Raw genomic sequence first — 17,349 nt, 5'->3', positions numbered from 1 at the left:
TTAACGTAGGTAGAACTCAAAGCTACATGCACCTTTTCCTGAATAGCAGACTTCTGTTCCATAAGCTGGCACGACACCTTCGTTACCACCATTGAATGTTATATTATAGGCATCAACACCATTATAGTTATCATTGGCATTCTGGCCTGAACATCCTGCTGTTCGGCTTGTATGGCGCAGATTTCCTGTACAGTCCACATAGTCGTAATCCCAAGTTCCATTTCCATTTTCAATAATTGGTGCACCACCATTGTATGAAGGTGAAATGAACATGGCATCAGTTGTTCCATTGGCACGAGAGAAGTATTCTGGATTAATTGAAGCTCTAGTTGCAGGAAGTGTTCTTTCAGTTATAAGGTTATCAGCAATAGAGCTTACCATGATTGAATTATCAAGATCTGTAACTCCACTTGAGCGTGCTACTAATGTCCAGCCACCACCATCTGTTGTCATATCACAATAGACGCTTCGTAGAGCATTTTGACCAGGATAGAAGTTAATAGTGTAATTACCTGATGGAGCATTTGGATTTTCTTCCAGAATCTGCTTGCATGAAGACTTATAATCTCCGTATGAGTTTGACTCTCGAATCATAAACCAACCGTTCCCCGCACCAATTGCAGTTGCTGGGTCAGTAGCAAATTCCATAGCAGTTCCATTCCAATAGGCACCATTGAAATAACCACCTTCTGAAGTTTCTCCTCCTCCATTGATCTTACCGTTCCAACAGTTTGCATACCAAAATGGAGTGTCAGAATAGAATGACGGACAATTTCCAGTATGATTATCGTTATCTTGATCAAGTGTTGACCACATCATTCCATTATGACTTGTGGCAATTGCCGCTTTTACTGTACCTATTAATTGAGTATAGGATTCAATATTTAAACGGTACTTATCCGCAGGATTAAAATTTTTCACCGTCATCATCGCCTGTTGTGAAAATGACTGATCGTAATCGTAAGACCAAGAATAGAGTAGTTGAAAATCTCCATTACCAGCAATATTATCCCAATGAGAGAGACCGACGAAGTAGTTTAAGTAGTCTAGGTAGTCGTTAGTGTTATTTGATGCAATACTTGTAGTCGATAATAGACTACATTTTCCTGTTGTATCACTTACGCTTCCAGCGGCTGCAGAGCATTTTGGCAGAGTTGAAATTGAATCAGCATATGTAATAGCAGTTGTAGGCTTATTCGTTCCACCACGAGTATTTCCCCATACAAGCGTCCAGCCTCCACCATGAGTTGTCATATCACAAACTGTTGGGAAGGCCGGATTTGAACCTCGTGGTCCATCTGGATCAATTAAGTAAACCCCTGTGCCACTTGAATAGCCACGGTCAAGAAACTCTCGACATGACTTCATTGAAGGAAGAGAGCGTACCCAAACGCGTGTTTCTTGGTATTGTTTTAATGTTAGACCAAGGCCTGATTCTACCTCTGTACTATTGTAAGCATTTGTACAGTAACTATTACCGGTTGAAGTACAAGTTGTGATTTCAGCTCTGGCCATGGAGTCTCTTGGAGTACATCTTTTTCCATAGGCACCACCGATAAAAATTCGATCCGTAGTATTGGGGTCAACATTTACGCATGAATAAAAAACACGCCAATTATTTCCGTAGCCATGAAAGAAATAGTTTCCAACAAGTCCTACGTTTTCATTACCGTCCATATCTGCAAACTTTACTTGTGGTTTACTTGCATCTGTAAGAGCGGCCACTTGTTGAAAATAGTTAGGAATTGTTTTGTCTAAATAAGCCGTCTCCCAAGTATTGTCAGTGATACTGAAATCTGTATTCACACCTTCAACGCGCATTTGATTGAAGGCAATTGAATTTGATCTTGAGTAAACTTCCGCTGAAGTATCTCCACGAATAGCGTGAGTAGGGTAGCCGTGCCATACTTTTGTCCAGCCACCACCTTCTGTGGTCATATCACAATCAACTGTGACGGCCGTCCCTTCTGGATAAATTGTGTAGGAACCGTTTCCTCGAGATTTACCATTTAAAAGAATATCCATACAGTTCTTTGGACGGTCGTATTTCTCTCTTAAAAAGTAGCGTGCCTTAACAGTTGCCTGTCCTGTGTTGAAACCACCAACGCCACGAACACGGTTAAGGTCATCACTACCATTTGTATGATAAATATAGTGTCTTGGATAATCGTGTACATCAGAATTTGGTGTTTGCGTATAAGTAGGGAAGCAGTCTCCCCATCCAAAACCAACACCGGCCCAATTCGTTTGCTTATCTAAATAGTAGTTTGTTCCATTGCTATTTCTAAAGCGAAATTGTGAGCCACCTGTCATAATGTCACAATCTCCTGGTGTCGTCCTACTTGGTCCTGCTTTGATGTCGAGAACAAGATTTAAGTCATTAGGATTAAAAAATTCTACTGTCGAGAAATCTGTCGCTCCCCAGTTACCGATATCACGGGCCATCATTTGCGTTGCTGAAAAATCAAAGAAATTATGCATACCAACGGTATTAATTTCTGCGTAATTTGTGCTGGTGATATTAATGCCAGCAAATTCGCTTTTCATCGTATTATACGACTTCTTTGTCGTCATTGTAGGATCTGCAGCGTTGGCATAGAAAAGAGTCCAGCCGCCATTATCAATATCCATTTCACAGTAGACTTGAGTCGCTGTTACTTGATCTGGGTATACTGTATAGAGACCTGAGCCTTTCGATTCACCAAGCTCAACGAGATGTTGGCATGACATCGGTCTCATCCCTTCATCATGAAGATAGAGCTCTACTAATTGTGTCCCTACGTCATTATTATGATCTGAAGGAATTCCAGTTTTATAAACTTGATCTGAACCGATTGCAAAGTACCAATTTGAATGATTAACTGAGCCATCTAATAATGAAGCATCACCATTTGAGTAACCAAAACTATTGTTCCCAAGCTCTAGGCCACCCCATCTTTGACTATTCATTTCAATATCAATTCCTCGATAGCCACGTACAGGAGTGTCGTAAATTGGATTTGTAAATTGTGACCAAATATTTTTCTTCGTTTCATTCGGATAATTAATCCAAAATGTAAAACGATTTAGACTTTCGAGCTCATCAATATATTGAACAATTGAGTAGAGGTTTCCTGTAGGTGCTGCTTGATTGTAGAGTAGGGCCGAATTCGTTGTTGGAAAGTATCCTCCAGCTACATCGTGTCTGTAAATTCTCGTCCAACCACCGCCATTATTATCCATATCACAAAAAACACTTAGAGCAGCAAGTGGTCCTGCGCCGTCTATGTCGATTGTATAAAGTCCACTAGGATATGATCCTGTTTTATTTAAAGTCGAGCAAGAAACCTGGCAGTCGCGAACGACAATATCAGATGGTGCATTAGCATAGAAATTCATCCACTCTGGATTAGTTTTCGTTGCAACAAAATGTTCATTTGTTGTTGATGTATTCCATACTTTCTTACAAGTATTATGGGCCACAATAGTTTTAAGTTCATTGCTTGCTAGTTTAAAACCAGTATCAACTGTATTGATCGCAAGAACAGCTTGCGAGAAGAGTAGAGTAAATAGAAAACCTATTTGAATTTTCATTTCTTATTTGCTTTTTGTAACTCTTTAATTGCTTTGCGCATCTCTTGCATATCTGCTTTAAGTTGCTCGTTTTCTTCTTTAAGTGAAGCAATCTCTCTTTTTACTTCTTCATCATTATTAAAGAGCTTATCAATTTTACTTGAAATTGATTTTACTGCTTCTACTAATAGCGCTGTGATATTACCGTACTGAACTGATTTATAACCATCTTGACCAGTCTTTACTAACTCTGGTTGAACTTTTTCAACTTCCTGAGCGATAAAACCTACAGTCTTTTCTTTTGGAAAATTTCTTTCTGGAAATTCATCTGTTTTCCAATCAAAAGTTACACCACGTAGAGCGTTTACCTTATGAAGTGGATCAATAATCGTTTCAACGTTTTCTTTGAATCTTTCATCTGAAGTATAAAGGTAAGCTGCTGCAAGAACGTTTCCTGCTACGTGGAGTTTTTCTGATGGTGTTGTTGTTCCAATTCCAACATTTCCTGCAACAGTAACAGATAAAAGCTCAGTTGGAGCAGATGGCGTGGCGCCATCTCCAGTTGTATAATCAGTTCTACCAATAAAAAATCGATTTAAGAGTCCACTAGGAGCAAAGTCACCACCTAATAAAAAACCATTAGCGTTATCTTCACTTATCGATAACCCACTATTGTAATTTGAGCCAATTCTTAAATCGAGATTTGTAAGTGGAGTCGTCGTTCCAACTCCAACTTTTCCAGTGTTATAGTAAATATCACTACCTGTCGTTGTCCACTGAGATTGATTAACTCCACCAATTTGAGTCGTTACATAACTTTTCATCGCGCTAACTGATGGAGCTTGTACAGTTTCTGTTCCAGCTGTCGAATTTACAACTGCTGCTGTTTGGGCACGTCCATTTGTGAAGTATAAATTGGTCGCACCTTCCGCAAGATCATCAGTGTCTGCTAATCCTGTAATTGCAGTATAGTTTGCATTGATTTGTGCTTGTAATTTTCCATAAGCATCGAGAACCGTATCTGTTGCTACTAAAGCTGAGTTTGCACCTACAGAGTATCCTGTTAGAGGTGTACTAAGGACAGTAGATCCATCGATAACTGAAGAAGGAACACGTCCACTCGCATCGAGTCTTAGAAGCTCATTGGCACCATTTGAAGTATTAACGGCCAAATTCACATCATCAGTGTTTGCCGTTAGAGTTAGATCACTAGAAGCTGTTAAACCTTTGAATACCAAGTCAGTTCCAGTCTTTGTTTTATAAAGAGAAGTTCCACCGGCACTTGAAGCTGTGTTTTGTTCTCCACTTGCTGCAACAACTGTTGATAAACAACCTGCACCGTCTATACAGATATCATTGCCTGTTGTGACATTCATGCCACCATCAACAGTTAGTTTTTGCGTAGGTGCAATATTTCCGATGGCTACATTTCCACCAGAAGACTGTAGATAAACATCGACATCACCAGCATTAGGACCTGATGCTAAAGTTCTAAGATAGGTATGTGTTGCACCACCTTCATAGATTAGGCGGAAATTCATATCTTGAAAGTCAGGTTCACCATTATCTTCAATCAAATCAAAGAAAGAAGCTGTATCACCAACAGTTAGAGAAAAGGCTTCTACTGTAGCACCTGCTCTTGAAATATAGAATGGTTGTGTACCAGATGCTGTTGCAAAGTTTGCACCACCATTTACGGTAAGCTTGTGGCCTGGAGATGCAACACCAATCCCAACATTACCTGTACCATCAATTCGCATTCTTTCTTTATTAAGATCTGCAATTAGTGGCCCACTTGTTCTAAAAACAAGAGCCGCTTGTCCGTAATCTGCATTCGCACCATCAGTTTCTTGGATTGAAGCAATTGATGCGTTAGCAACTTTTGAAGATCCAGAGTAGTTAGATGTAAAAAGAATATTTGTTTCAGCGCCAATCGCTGGATCAGTTGAGTTTAAACGTAGCATCGCAGGGAAGTCTCTAGCTGCTGCAAGGCTAACCGTTTTATCCACACCGTTAATATCAAGAAGAGAATAAGGTGTTGTTACACCAATTCCAATATTTCCAGTCGGATAGTGAATATCACTTCCTGCTGTTGTCCATTGAGTTGCACGATTATCAACATATGATTTAATCGCAGCAACTGAAGGTGCCTGGTCTGTCTCGCTACCTACTGTCGAGTTAACAACTGCTGCAGCCTTTGCTCTAGCATCAGTGTGATAGAGGTTTGTTGAACCTTCTCCAATATCATCTGTATCATATCCCGAAATAGCAGCAAGAGAAGAGGCGTGTGAATTAAGTTGACCTTGAACTTTTTGAAATGCTTGAATAACAGTATCTGTTGCTAATACACTTGACGCTGCACCAGTTGTAAAACCCGTTAAGGCAACATCAATTGCAGGATTATAATTAATAATTGAATCTACTAACTTATCACCGGCCCCAACTTGCGCAATTTTACCATTAGTTGTTCCAACATCTACTGCTAGAGTTCCTGATGACGTAATTGTTCCACCTGTAAGTCCTGTTCCCCCTGTCACGGCAGTAACAGTTCCTGCATTACCTGTCGGCCATGCTGCACGACAATCGGCCGCGATACAAAGCTCGGTTGCTTTGACTTTACCAGCAACATCAAGTTTTTCAGTAGGCTCATCCATACCAATACCAACATTTCCAGTGTCACCATCTAAGACTAGAGCTGTATTATTACTTCCATTAAAGAAGTTAAAGTGAAGTTCATTGCGACTTGTTGTTGCTGCTGAGTTTAAGCCGAATGCCATAATATCCCAGTAAGCACTTGCAGTGTTTCCTGTTTGCATTCTTATTGCACTCTTCTTATCTTCGTGTCCAAGAAGGTTCAGGCTTGCTCCTGCTGCTGAAGTTGTACCTTCTATTCCAATCTCGGCCCATGTGGCACTCTGAATGTGTAGTGGGTAAGTTGGTGTTGTTGTACCAATTCCGATATTACCTGTGTTGTAATAAAGGTCACTTCCTGTTGTCGTCCACTGAGATGACGTAATAGCACTAGTTTGGGCCGTTACATAATTTTTTACTGAATCAACAGAAGGGGCAGTATCCGTTTGTGTTCCTGCCATTGAGTTAATAACTTTTGCATCGGCCATGGATTGTGCCGTCGTATCGACGTAGCCTTTTACTGCAAGTTCACTTGGAACTTGTGTCGCTGAATCTAGAGTTCCTGAGTTATCAAGATCACTTGCCGGAATTTGTGCAACGTTGGCAACATTTGCAAGCCCGACATATGTTTTATCAATTGTTGGTGCATTAATTTTTGACCAAGCAATTGCTGCACTCGTGTTGATATCAGCATCAACGATTAAGTTGTCTTGAATATCATTTGCCGTTGTTGAAGGAGGTGTTGTGTTACCACTTTTTACACGTCCCTGCGCATCCACAACAACAGAATAGTAAGTAGTATTATCAGTCACAAGGTTTGGTAAACCTATAACCCCTGCATTGTTAACAAGCGTTGAATCAACAGATACTGCAGCAGTTTGATTCACACATTCAAGTTCATTAGATGCGTTTACAGAAACCACTTGTCCAGGAGAGCAAGTAGTTGCGACAACTAAGTTATCCGCAAAAGCTGAGTGATTGGCGTAAACTGAAATTGGCGTCGCTAAGATATTTTGATAATCATAGGCGATTGGATTTCCAACATCAGTCACATCTGTCACACGTATTACAAGAGTTTGTCCCGATGGTATTTTATCAATAACATCTGCAGTACTCGAATAGAGAGGGTCAAAGGATCCTAGGTTATCAAAGTCCAACTCAACAGTGTAGATTCCATTAGATAGAGGGACGCTATTGATTGTTTGAGTTGCAATTACTGTAGGAAGATCATTTGAATAGAAGATATCAAATTTTAAGTTAGGAGTTCCTGTAACAGGAGTACCGTTACTAAGTACAAGTCTGCCTGAGTAACCAAGCTTACTTGTCGAAGCATATAGATTTAAGGATAAGAAGCTTAAACTAAACGCTAAAATGAATGTAAAGATTCTACTAACGTGCAACAAAGTTCCCCTGTGTTTACAGTGGCATATCGACATAATATTACGAATCATTAAAGAAATGAAATTTAGGTAGTTAAGTGGACAATATTTCCAGTTTAGGGCAGAAATGTGCCAATTAAAGGTGGCTGACCCCTTAGATTAAGGGGTCGCATTACAAGGTGGATACATACGAGCAAGCTCGCCAATAGGTCCACCAGTTTGGCTATGATTCGGTCTTAGCTTTTCCCAATAAGAGTTAGTTGGAAAAACCTTACCATTTGCCTTATACATACCTTTTTTACCAAGAAGAATATTGTACATAATATCCATACTGCATCTAACTTGGTTTCTAGGTTCTATTGTCGTTTCATATCCAGATGCAAATTGGCAGTTCTTACCTCGCCAATAACGTGCATCTTTTTTTCGGTTTAGCTGAAAGAGTCCAGTAGGGCGATCTGTAGCATCTGGTACACGACCAGTGTTTACCTTTGTAGGATCGCATGATGACTCAACTTGTGCGATTGAAGCAAACATCCAAACCCAAAATCTCTTTCTTTGCTCATTATTTAGGTTGTACCAATTGGGACAAGTATATGGAGCCGCTGTCATCCCTTTGATTTCATCATAGAGAAACATCTCAGAAGCGCCCGATTCATTTTCAATATACTCTGTAATCATTTGTCCCCAAACGCCTTCTTTACCATCTTCAGTAATAAACATTTGGCAGTCTTTATTAAAATACTTTCCATCTCTTCTGTGTTCAGTTGGTAGGGGATCACCCTGAGAAATTGTATTGTCCTCTACCTGACAGTTATGACAACCACCATCCGGCGGATTTGTGACACTATTAATAACGCTGTTAAGTTCATTTAAGAAATCAGTTTTTCGAGAATTAAGATCAGAGCTATAAGAATTAAAATTAAGAATTAATGTAGATACAAGAATAAGTGACTTCATTTTTTAGCCTCCTTACTCTTTTGTACTTTTTGATAGACACACTTAATTCCACTCTCTTTCGACTCGTAGTTGATGGTATCATTTTTTAATTCAAGAATTTGAGTACTAATCGAATCCTTTTGATTCGCTGATGCCTTGCAATCTTTGACTTCACTTACTTGGGTAACTTTTGTCTTTGTATAAGTGAATACTGAACTATATGTACAATCCGACTTTTCAACTTGTTTCTTATCAGAAAATGGGCCTAGGAAAATACGATGTCCTACTCTTAGTCCTTTTTGTGGAGACTTTTCATCAATAAATTGTACTTCAGAAGCGTCACAAAAATCAGAGCTTCTCACTAGGGTTTTGTATTCACCCACATGCTTTTTCATCGCAGAAATGAAGTCATTTGCTGAAGCGGCCAACGCCATTGTTGGTAGTGCTAAAATTACTACCAATTTACAGATACTTATAGTGGAATTCTTAATCATACCTATCCTCTTATTAACTCTCGAATTATACCATTTTATAAGGGTTTAGAGCTCTTGGGAGACAAGATTTCCCCATGGATAATTATTTGGCCTAAGTATTGTGTTCATTATTACACACTTTAAGACATATAGAGGCTTTCACTGGTAGTAATGCCTATTACAAAAATGGGAGAAACATATGAAGAAAATGGTCAATATTGCGACGTTAATGACATTAGCACTTCTTGTGTCATGTAATGCCGAAAAAATATCAAAGGTTAAGTTTGTACATGCTCTTGAGGGTGAATCTCTTTCAGGTGAAATGAAGATCAATGGCCAGGAATTAAATTTAACTGGTTCAAGTGAAGAGTCATTTGAAGTGAAGCCAATGTACCCAAGAAAATTAAATCTAAAGCTCGAATATAATCACGGGCCAGAGCTTAACAAGTTATCAGCTACTGAAATTAAGATGGAATTTGAAGTACGTAACTACGATTCTGAAGAGGGAAGTGTTGATCTAAGAAAAGCAGGTTCTGTAAAACTTCAAGGTGATAAGCTTAAGCTTACTAATTGTACAAACACAGTTGACTTCAAAGTAAATGGTAATGAGCTTGTTGTCGATATGTCTAAATTTAAAAGTCTTGCTTCTTGTAAGGCCGTAGGAAAGTACAAAAACTATAACCGTATTGGTGAAGAAGGCCGTCTACACAATGGTTTTGGACGTAACTTTTTTAAATTTGCGACTGATACTCAGTTTGGAAAAGAAGCTGCTTATGAAATCGTAAATAACTTCTCTCGCTACATTTATCAAGATGGAGAAATGGCCGAGTACTTAAAGACAATGATTACTAAGATTGCTAAAGCATCAGATATGCCAGATGTAGAACCTAAGGTTTTCTTTATTAATGCTCCAATTGAAAATGCTTTTGCTCTTCCAGGTGGATACGTATTTGTTTTTAGAGGTCTAGTTGATTCTCTTAAAACTGAAGCTGAGTTAGCTGGTGTATTAGGACACGAATGGGCACACGTTACTGAAAGACACGGTACAGAGTCTGTAACAAGAAGCTTAAAGTCTATTGCTACTAAGTTTGTTGGAGCTGGTTTTGTTTGGGCCAACTTTGGGATTCTAGGTGGTGCAGCTACTTATTATGTATACGATAAATTAGAAGATATTCCACTTATGGGATTTAGCCGTATTCAAGAGCTTGAAGCTGATAAACTAGGTGTTCAGTATGCATATAAAGCAGGATATTCACCTTACGGACTTGGAAAGTACTTCTCATCGGTACCTGATTATGATGAAACTTTCTTTCAAGCAATTACTTCAAGTCACCCAAAGTCATCTACTCGCGTGGAAAAAATTGAAGAGTTAATCTTTAATTATATCCCATATGATACATCACTTGTCGTAACAAGTGATGAGTATGAAGCAGCGAAGGAGTCAATTGATGATCTTCAGGCGATGCCTCCATATGTTGTAAGACAACTTATGGTATCAATGGGAGCACTTGTTCAATCAAGTATCAAAAAGAGTGTTCGTAAAAAACTTAAGCTAGATCACAAATTAGAAGAAAGATAACAAAAAGAAGGCCCTCATATGAGGGCCTTTTTTATTCTAGTATGTAATTCCAATACCTAAAAATACTTCACTTTCATTTTCTTCTGTTTCGTGTTTTCTAACAAAACGGTATCCAAAGTCCACGGGAATGGCCCTGAATATCGATGTGTTAAAGACTAGTTCCGCTCCATAACTACTAATATGAAATCCATTGTCTGCTGATATAGCGTATACTTTAGTGTTATCGTAGAAGAGATTCATATAAATTCGCTTAAAGTAGATGAATGCTGAAATATTATAATCCGGATAGAAAAGTGGAAATAAATAATTAGAAGTGGTTTTTACATATCTCTTCGTTGCGAAATAATTATAACCACGAGAAAAAACGTATCCCATAATTTCTTGTGAAGTTGGCTGAAAGCGATAGCTTGTTCCATCTCCATACTTTTCACCAGTAACAGAAAATTTAAAGCCATTATTATTAAAAAAACCAGGTGTCGTAATTGTAAGATCTCCAAACCAGCGATAATCACCAACTAATCCAGTCGTGTCATCTGTACTTGCATCCTGATACATTCCTAAAAGAGAAAAGCTCCATGGCGAGATAATCGATCTTGCCGTATAGTCTTTATAAAGATCGACTAGTAGTGACGTACTTTGACGAATTAAATCCGATTCTCCTGATGTGTCAACGTCATTTGAATTGTAATCCTTAGTTTGAACGAACTCAGCACTATAATCTAAAGTTATATTTAAGTTATAGAGATTTTTTCTGAAAACGAATGGTAGTTGTACTTTTGCTCCTACTGCATTTTCATCCCAGCCATAGTCATCATTATCTGTCCCTAGACGACTTACTTCTCGTTCTCTTAAGTCGGCGATTAGGCTGAAAATTGGCCAGTATCTTTTGAAATCAATCTGCAAAGAAGAGTATGGTGTGTTTTCAGCCGCTTCATATCCTAGGTTAACATTCCATCCAAAGTCTCTTAAGTAATTATCTGCCCACAATGACAGTCCATAACCTTGACCAACAAAGAAGCTCCAAGAGTGTGGAGTAAAAGCTCGCCAGTCAAAACCAGAGTAATCTTTTTCTTTGTAGAGATTGAAGTTTTTATTTGCTACTTCATCACGGTCTTTAAATTCTATTTTTTCAAAGTTATTTAAGCGATCACTAGGGCTATCTTTGGAATAAAACTTATCAGGATTAATTAAATTATCGATTGGTAATTTCTGACAGTTTGACATCGAAGTATTGCTAATTCTCTTACCATTTATTGTTTGTTCAGAGAATAAAATCTCATCATTTGAAAATGTAGGTGAGTAGGCTGCAATTCTGGAAGTCGTACACTTTTGTAGCTCTTTTGCGTTTATGTTGAATTTGAAAACCTCAACTGAACCATTGTATTGAGCTTCAAATAAAATATTATCTTTGTAATCAGATTGTAGCCAATAGAGATTGTTAAAACTTACTGGAATTAGATTAGTTATATTATTATTTCTTAAATTTGCACGTACGAGACCTTTTCCACCACTGGCCTTTGTCACAAGTGCTATAACCTCATCTTCATTGATTGAAACAGCTTCTAAGAATTTGTATTCATTGCTTTTGATTGTTCTAAGGAGTTTGCCATTTAATTCAAGTTCTTGAACTATCCATTCATTTTTGTCATTAAAGTTAATAGCAATGATCCTTGTCCCATCTTCGTTGAAGTGTGGATTATAAAGCCTCATTCCCGAAGTAATATACTTCTTATGACCATTTTTTAAATTAATTAGACTTAAATCAGAATAGCTTTTGAACCCATATCGCCAGTGCGGTAAAAAATGAGATTGTACGGCATGATTTTTACTATAGTCTAATCGAGTAATGTCTTCACTGTAGGCTAAATCTGTTAGAACTTCTTTTTTACCATTAGTTTCTTTAATTAAGCGATAGAAGTTATTAAGGTCATACTCTAGATAATATAGATCAGCGCCATTTTTGTATTGATTAGTCTTAATATTAAAATCTGTTATTTTTAATTCTGGAAAGCTGTCCTTTTTCCACTTTTTTCTTAAATCTTCAAATGCTTCGTAGTAGAAGTCATAAAAGTCGATGCCTGATGCATTTTCAATTGCGCCAACAATTCCGTTTGGATAAGGCCTTGCTGTAACATTGTCCATGACATTATCCCAAAAGTTGTCACCATACTTTTTGTAACCATGAGATATTAGAACGTATCCATAAATATACCAACTCACTAATCTATCATTATATGTTCCATTAACAAATTGATCGTATGTTGGTGTTTCGCCTTTGAGTAAAATTGCTTTTAGTCTTGCCATAAAGCGAGAAGAGCGACCTCGTCCTGATTGAGTATATTTTGTTTCAGCATAAACAGCATCACCTTCCATATACCAAGGCTTTCTAGCTAAATAACTTAGAAGTGCTTGCCCAGTATCACCCATAAGTACATCAAACGCCTTTACAGTTTTCTTATTAAAGATATCTTGCTGGATAACGTGGCGATACTCATGAATCGATAAATTTTCATGCCACTCAAGTGTACTTACATGGGCAAAGAAATTTGTTGAATCAAACCACTCTGTACGTCTTGGAGCAAGTGTTACAAATCCATTAGGATCACCCATTTCCGGACGATAGATCAAGCTAACTTGCTCCGGCTTTTTTAGCCCATAAGAAAGTCCTACATATTTTGAGTAGTGCTCCATTAGATTGGCCATATAAATTGCATTCTTCTTAAAACCTTTAGGGTAGATAACTTGCACAAAATCATTCTCTAAAGTTGACCAATCTTGTGGTGGGCTTTGAGTATTTACCCAATTATGTTGGGCCAATGTGTGAAAAGAAGTTGATAATATAAAGGCAATATATAGAACAAACTTTGTCATTAATTGTCTCACTGTGGTTAAAGCTAATTTTGTTTATTAAAATTAAACTTTATTGTAGTGAATATGTAAATGAATTGGTTAGGGAGTATTGAATGAGATTACTAATACTAGGAGCAACAGGCCTTGTGGGCAGTCATGTGTTAAAGCAGGCCATCGAAAGAGATGAAATCGAATATATTGTTGCACCTGTACGTCGAGAAATTAATTCACACACTAAACTATATTCACCCATCATTAATTTTGATCAGGTAACTTCAGCAATGCTTAAAGAGTGGAATGTTGATGTCGTCATATGTGCTCTTGGTACAACAATTAAAGTGGCCGGTAGTAAAGAAGCATTTAAAAAAGTAGATCTTGAGTATCCTCTTACTTTTGCAAGATGTGCAAAGGAAGTTGGAGTTGAAACTTTTGTCTTAAATTCGGCAATGGGAGCGAATGAGAATTCTATTTTCTTTTATAATCAAGTCAAAGGGAATTTGGAAAATGCATTGATGGACTTAAAGTTTAAGTCTCTTTGTCTAGTGAGGCCTGGACTCATTGGTGGAGAGAGGAATGAGTTTCGATTAGGGGAGGTTATTGGAAAATGTTTATTGAAAATTTTCCACTATATCCTACCAAAAAGCTTACGTATTAACCCTGCTTCATCAATTGCAAAAGTGATGCTAGAGGCGGCAATAGAGCAAAGAGCGGGGATAAAAATCATGACCTCTGACAGGTTAACGTAAATTGAAAACGACTTTTCAGTACCTTACTAAGCAATCTATATAAATTTTGTTCCGATTACTTTTTATCATTTAACTATCTGAAATTATTGTTAAGAAATTATAACAGTTGACGATAAGTCGAGATATAGATTTTTCATCTATTGGGATTTTTTATATTTCGGAGAACTATGTGAACCAAGCTTTTAAGAAAGGTATTGAGTGGGATATTATCAGTCTTGCTAATTATGTGTCAGAAATTGTTTCAAAAGAAAGTGGCAATATTCTAGGACCGGCACAACAGTCGATGGTAACAAGTCGTCTTAAAAAGAGAATGATGACCTTAGGTTGCTCGACTCCGGAAGATTATTATAGTTATTTAACAAAAAATTATGCAAAAGAATCATCGCATTTAATTTCAATGTTAACGACTCACCATACTTACTTCTTTAGAGAGTTTTCTCACTTTGAATATTTATTAAAGAATCTTGATAGTATTGTTGCGAATGCAAAGAAGCGTGGCGATTCTACGATAAGAATTCTTTCGGCAGCTTGTAGTCGTGGGCAAGAAGTTTACTCACTTGGAATGTTTTTTCATCATCATTTAAAAAACTATCCTGGGATGCGTTTCGAAATAGTTGGAACTGATATTGATCCTGAAAGTGTTAAGATTGCAAAGAATGGTGTTTACCGTTATCGTGAAATAAAATCAATCCCAACTGTATACTTAACTGGTAACTGGATGCGTGGCTCTGGTGAAATTTCAAAATTTGCTAAAGTTAACGCAAATATTAAAGATAACTGTCAGTTTGGTGTTATGAATTTACTTGCACCAGAAAAGTTTCTAGGTAGCAAAAAATTTGATATTATTTTTTGTCGTAACGTTTTCATCTACTTTGATCAAAAATCAATTGAAAATATCGTAATGAACTTCAAAAAGTATCTTCATAAAGATGCTCTTTTTGTTACTGGAATTAGTGAGTCTTTAAAAGGAACGAGCTTAAAGGTTCAGACACTTGCTCCAAGTGTATATTGCCTAGACCCTGAAGCACCTAAGGCAGAAAGAAATCTTAGTCTTGTTAAAGATGGTGTTGCACCACTTTCGAGACCTGCTATTAGACCAATTTCAAGTCTACCTTCGATTCCTAAACCTATTCGTATGCTAATAGTTGATGATAGTTCTTCTGTTGTAAAACTACTAACTAAGATATTTGAAAAAGATGAGGACTTCGAAGTTGTTGGAAGTGCGGCCAATGGTGTTGAGGCCCAGGAGTTCCTAAAAACTAATAGAGTCGATGCGATGACTCTTGATATTCATATGCCAGAAATGGATGGAGTTGAGTATCTGAAAAAGAATTATCGTATGGGACATCCAAATGTAATTGTCGTATCAAGTGCTAGCCGTGAGGATACACGTTATGCTCAAGAAACTCTTAATAATGGAGCATGTGACTTTGTTGAAAAACCAGCTCTAAATAACTTAACTGAAAGAGCAGAAGAGATTAAGAATAAGGTGAAAATGTCTTTCTTAAATGCAGGACCTGCTGTTACAAAAATTGATCGCTCATTCCAGAAAAGTTTTGATATCAAGAATCCAGATACAAAGGCACGTTTCTTTGTTGGAAGCTTTAGTGATAAAAAGAAAATCGTTGCAACACTTGATGAGTTAAGAGGTAACCAACCTCCGACATTCTTATTCTTTGAAGGGAACGGAAACTTCCTTGAGATGATTAGTGAGGAATTTAAGTCTGTTCCAAATATCGAAGTTTTCTCTCAAATGACAACTATTGTGAATAATGCTGTCTATATTTGTGATTTCAAGTCTCATTTTGCTTCTGTAAACGCGAAAACTTCTTCACGAAAGAAGAGCTTATCAGTTTTTGGAATTGTATCAAAACAAGTTGAAAACTCATTTTTTGATTTAAAGAATACTCAAATCCTGATCGAAGATACTGAAAGTATCAATGCTAGTGTTAAGGAAGTAGCTTCAGATATCTTTCCATGGACTAGTTTTGCTCACTTAGGCACAGAATATCTTGCTGATGATGAATAGTTAATAATGTTTACTATTCTATTGTAATATTGTTTAATCTCTTCTGAATAAGATTCGGGAGAGATTATGCAAAGTCATACAAAATTATTTTGGAAAATTCGTCTACAAACTATTCTTTGGCTTGTACTAATCCTCGGCTTTATTTCAAGTCTTCCAGTTATTCTTAATTGGCCTACAATGTATATTTATATATTAATTGCTAGTGTGTTAACTGCAATTCCTCTTGGTTGGCTTCTTACTAAAATTTGTCATTCTCATTCAGTGAAAACAAACTGGATACGTTGTAGTGTTGGCCTGTTTTTCTTTGCTACAGGAGTAGCGTCGTTACCTATTTATTATTCGATTGTTATAACAGAAACAAATCCAGCTCTTCAGCCTCAAGCTGTTTTAGTCAATGGTGATAAAACTGTTACATTTCAAGGAATGCAACATATTGGATCTGAAAACTTCTATAAATCTGTAATTTATGATGTTGAAGAAGCACTTTCAAATGGATTTGTAATTTACTACGAAGGTGTTCAAACAAACTCACCAGAGTCGAAAGATTTTTTTGAAAAATTAACTGCTGGTATTACTGGCGGTCAAAAACATTTAGATGAGACTTATTCTGCAATTGGAAAGGCATGTGGTCTTAAGTTTCAACTTGATTATTTTGGTTTACTTGAAGCTGATAAAAAAGAACATCCAGAAAGGCATGTCATTGCAGATGTGGATGCTCTTGAATTGAAGGGTGAATTTGAGCGTCTAATGAAGACTGATGTAAAATTTGCTAAGGCCAATAAAAACTTTTTCGATGTAGCTGAACAGGATAGTAGTGCAGATCCAAGTGCTGCACTTGTATCGTTTTTAAAATCAGGTAGTGAAGGTCAAAAAAAGTTAGCGGGGATTGTTTGTCGAGGCTTTATGTCTAAGAAGATTGGTCAGTCAGATGGTGGAAAAGTCGCTAATATTGAGCCAGTTATTTTAGATTATAGAAATCGTGAACTTGCTAAAAGAATCACGAATGATACAAATAAGAAGATTTTCATTACTTATGGAGCGAAGCATTTTTCAGGAGTTTTTGAACTTTTAAAAGAAAACGATCCAAAATGGGAAGTACGTTCAGTAAAATGGATGAGAGCTATAGAATCACCTAAAAAGGAATATGAGGCAAAACTATAAGCTATTGACGCAA

Annotated in this window: 9 protein-coding genes; 4 read left to right on the top strand and 5 right to left on the bottom strand. The window is 37.3% G+C overall.

Annotated features, from left to right (window positions below):
• From ACMAYL_RS06685 to ACMAYL_RS06670, 4 genes are all read right to left on the bottom strand, one after another.
• Positions 1 to 3,573, bottom strand: coding sequence for a fibrinogen-like YCDxxxxGGGW domain-containing protein (locus ACMAYL_RS06685; protein WP_412470899.1), 3,573 nt, complete (start codon positions 3,571 to 3,573; stop codon positions 1 to 3).
• Positions 3,570 to 7,583: a tail fiber domain-containing protein gene (locus tag ACMAYL_RS06680; RefSeq protein WP_412470898.1), complete on the bottom strand. Its 4,014-nt coding sequence runs from the start codon at positions 7,581 to 7,583 to the stop codon at positions 3,570 to 3,572. Before ACMAYL_RS06680 ends, ACMAYL_RS06685 begins: the two co-directional genes overlap by 4 nt.
• A gap of 138 nt (positions 7,584 to 7,721) precedes the next feature.
• Positions 7,722 to 8,519 (bottom strand): hypothetical protein, encoded by a 798-nt coding sequence (locus ACMAYL_RS06675; RefSeq protein WP_392990846.1) that lies wholly within the window; start codon positions 8,517 to 8,519, stop codon positions 7,722 to 7,724.
• Positions 8,516 to 8,992: a hypothetical protein gene (locus ACMAYL_RS06670; protein WP_412470897.1), complete on the bottom strand. Its 477-nt coding sequence runs from the start codon at positions 8,990 to 8,992 to the stop codon at positions 8,516 to 8,518. Before ACMAYL_RS06670 ends, ACMAYL_RS06675 begins: the two co-directional genes overlap by 4 nt.
• Before the next feature lie 178 nt (positions 8,993 to 9,170).
• On the opposite strand from ACMAYL_RS06670, the gene ACMAYL_RS06665 reads away from it, so the two are divergent.
• Positions 9,171 to 10,550 (top strand): M48 family metallopeptidase, encoded by a 1,380-nt coding sequence (locus tag ACMAYL_RS06665; RefSeq protein WP_412470896.1) that lies wholly within the window; start codon positions 9,171 to 9,173, stop codon positions 10,548 to 10,550.
• 36 nt (positions 10,551 to 10,586) lie between these two features.
• Here the strand turns inward: ACMAYL_RS06665 and ACMAYL_RS06660 are convergent, their stop codons facing one another.
• Complete coding sequence (locus tag ACMAYL_RS06660) at positions 10,587 to 13,421, bottom strand: hypothetical protein (RefSeq protein ID WP_412470895.1); 2,835 nt, start codon at positions 13,419 to 13,421, stop codon at positions 10,587 to 10,589.
• A gap of 92 nt (positions 13,422 to 13,513) precedes the next feature.
• Here ACMAYL_RS06660 and ACMAYL_RS06655 point away from each other — a divergent pair, with 92 nt between their 5' ends.
• The 3 genes from ACMAYL_RS06655 to ACMAYL_RS06645 all read left to right on the top strand — a co-directional run bounded on the left by ACMAYL_RS06655 (position 13,514) and on the right by ACMAYL_RS06645 (position 17,336).
• A complete protein-coding gene (locus ACMAYL_RS06655) occupies positions 13,514 to 14,146 on the top strand; it encodes an NAD(P)H-binding protein (protein ID WP_103219006.1) in 633 nt (210 codons plus the stop codon).
• Between the two features lie 169 nt (positions 14,147 to 14,315).
• Positions 14,316 to 16,175 carry a CheR family methyltransferase gene (locus ACMAYL_RS06650; protein WP_412470894.1) on the top strand — a complete coding sequence of 620 codons (1,860 nt, stop codon included), beginning with the start codon at positions 14,316 to 14,318 and terminating at the stop codon, positions 16,173 to 16,175.
• 66 nt (positions 16,176 to 16,241) lie between these two features.
• The gene (locus ACMAYL_RS06645; protein WP_412469914.1) at positions 16,242 to 17,336 is read left to right on the top strand and encodes a hypothetical protein; all 1,095 of its coding nucleotides are present in this window, start codon (positions 16,242 to 16,244) and stop codon (positions 17,334 to 17,336) included.
• Positions 17,337 to 17,349 lie beyond the last annotated feature (13 nt).

This window comes from Halobacteriovorax sp. RT-2-4 (assembly GCF_047085445.1).
Lineage (GTDB): Bacteria > Bdellovibrionota > Bacteriovoracia > Bacteriovoracales > Bacteriovoracaceae > Halobacteriovorax_A.
Note: the sequence above shows the minus strand (reverse complement) of the source record. Positions and strands in the feature narration are given on the sequence as shown.

Bases quoted from the DNA above. Each gene is read 5' to 3' on its own strand.
- ACMAYL_RS06665 (WP_412470896.1), top strand. From the start codon at position 9,171: ATGAAGAAAATGGTCAATATTGCGACGTTAATGACATTAGCACTTCTT.
- ACMAYL_RS06655 (WP_103219006.1), top strand. From the start codon at position 13,514: ATGAGATTACTAATACTAGGAGCAACAGGCCTTGTGGGCAGTCATGTG.
- ACMAYL_RS06645 (WP_412469914.1), top strand. From the start codon at position 16,242: ATGCAAAGTCATACAAAATTATTTTGGAAAATTCGTCTACAAACTATT.
- ACMAYL_RS06675 (WP_392990846.1), bottom strand. From the start codon at position 8,519: ATGAAGTCACTTATTCTTGTATCTACATTAATTCTTAATTTTAATTCT.
- ACMAYL_RS06670 (WP_412470897.1), bottom strand. From the start codon at position 8,992: ATGATTAAGAATTCCACTATAAGTATCTGTAAATTGGTAGTAATTTTA.
- ACMAYL_RS06660 (WP_412470895.1), bottom strand. From the start codon at position 13,421: ATGACAAAGTTTGTTCTATATATTGCCTTTATATTATCAACTTCTTTT.
- ACMAYL_RS06685 (WP_412470899.1), bottom strand. From the start codon at position 3,573: ATGAAAATTCAAATAGGTTTTCTATTTACTCTACTCTTCTCGCAAGCT.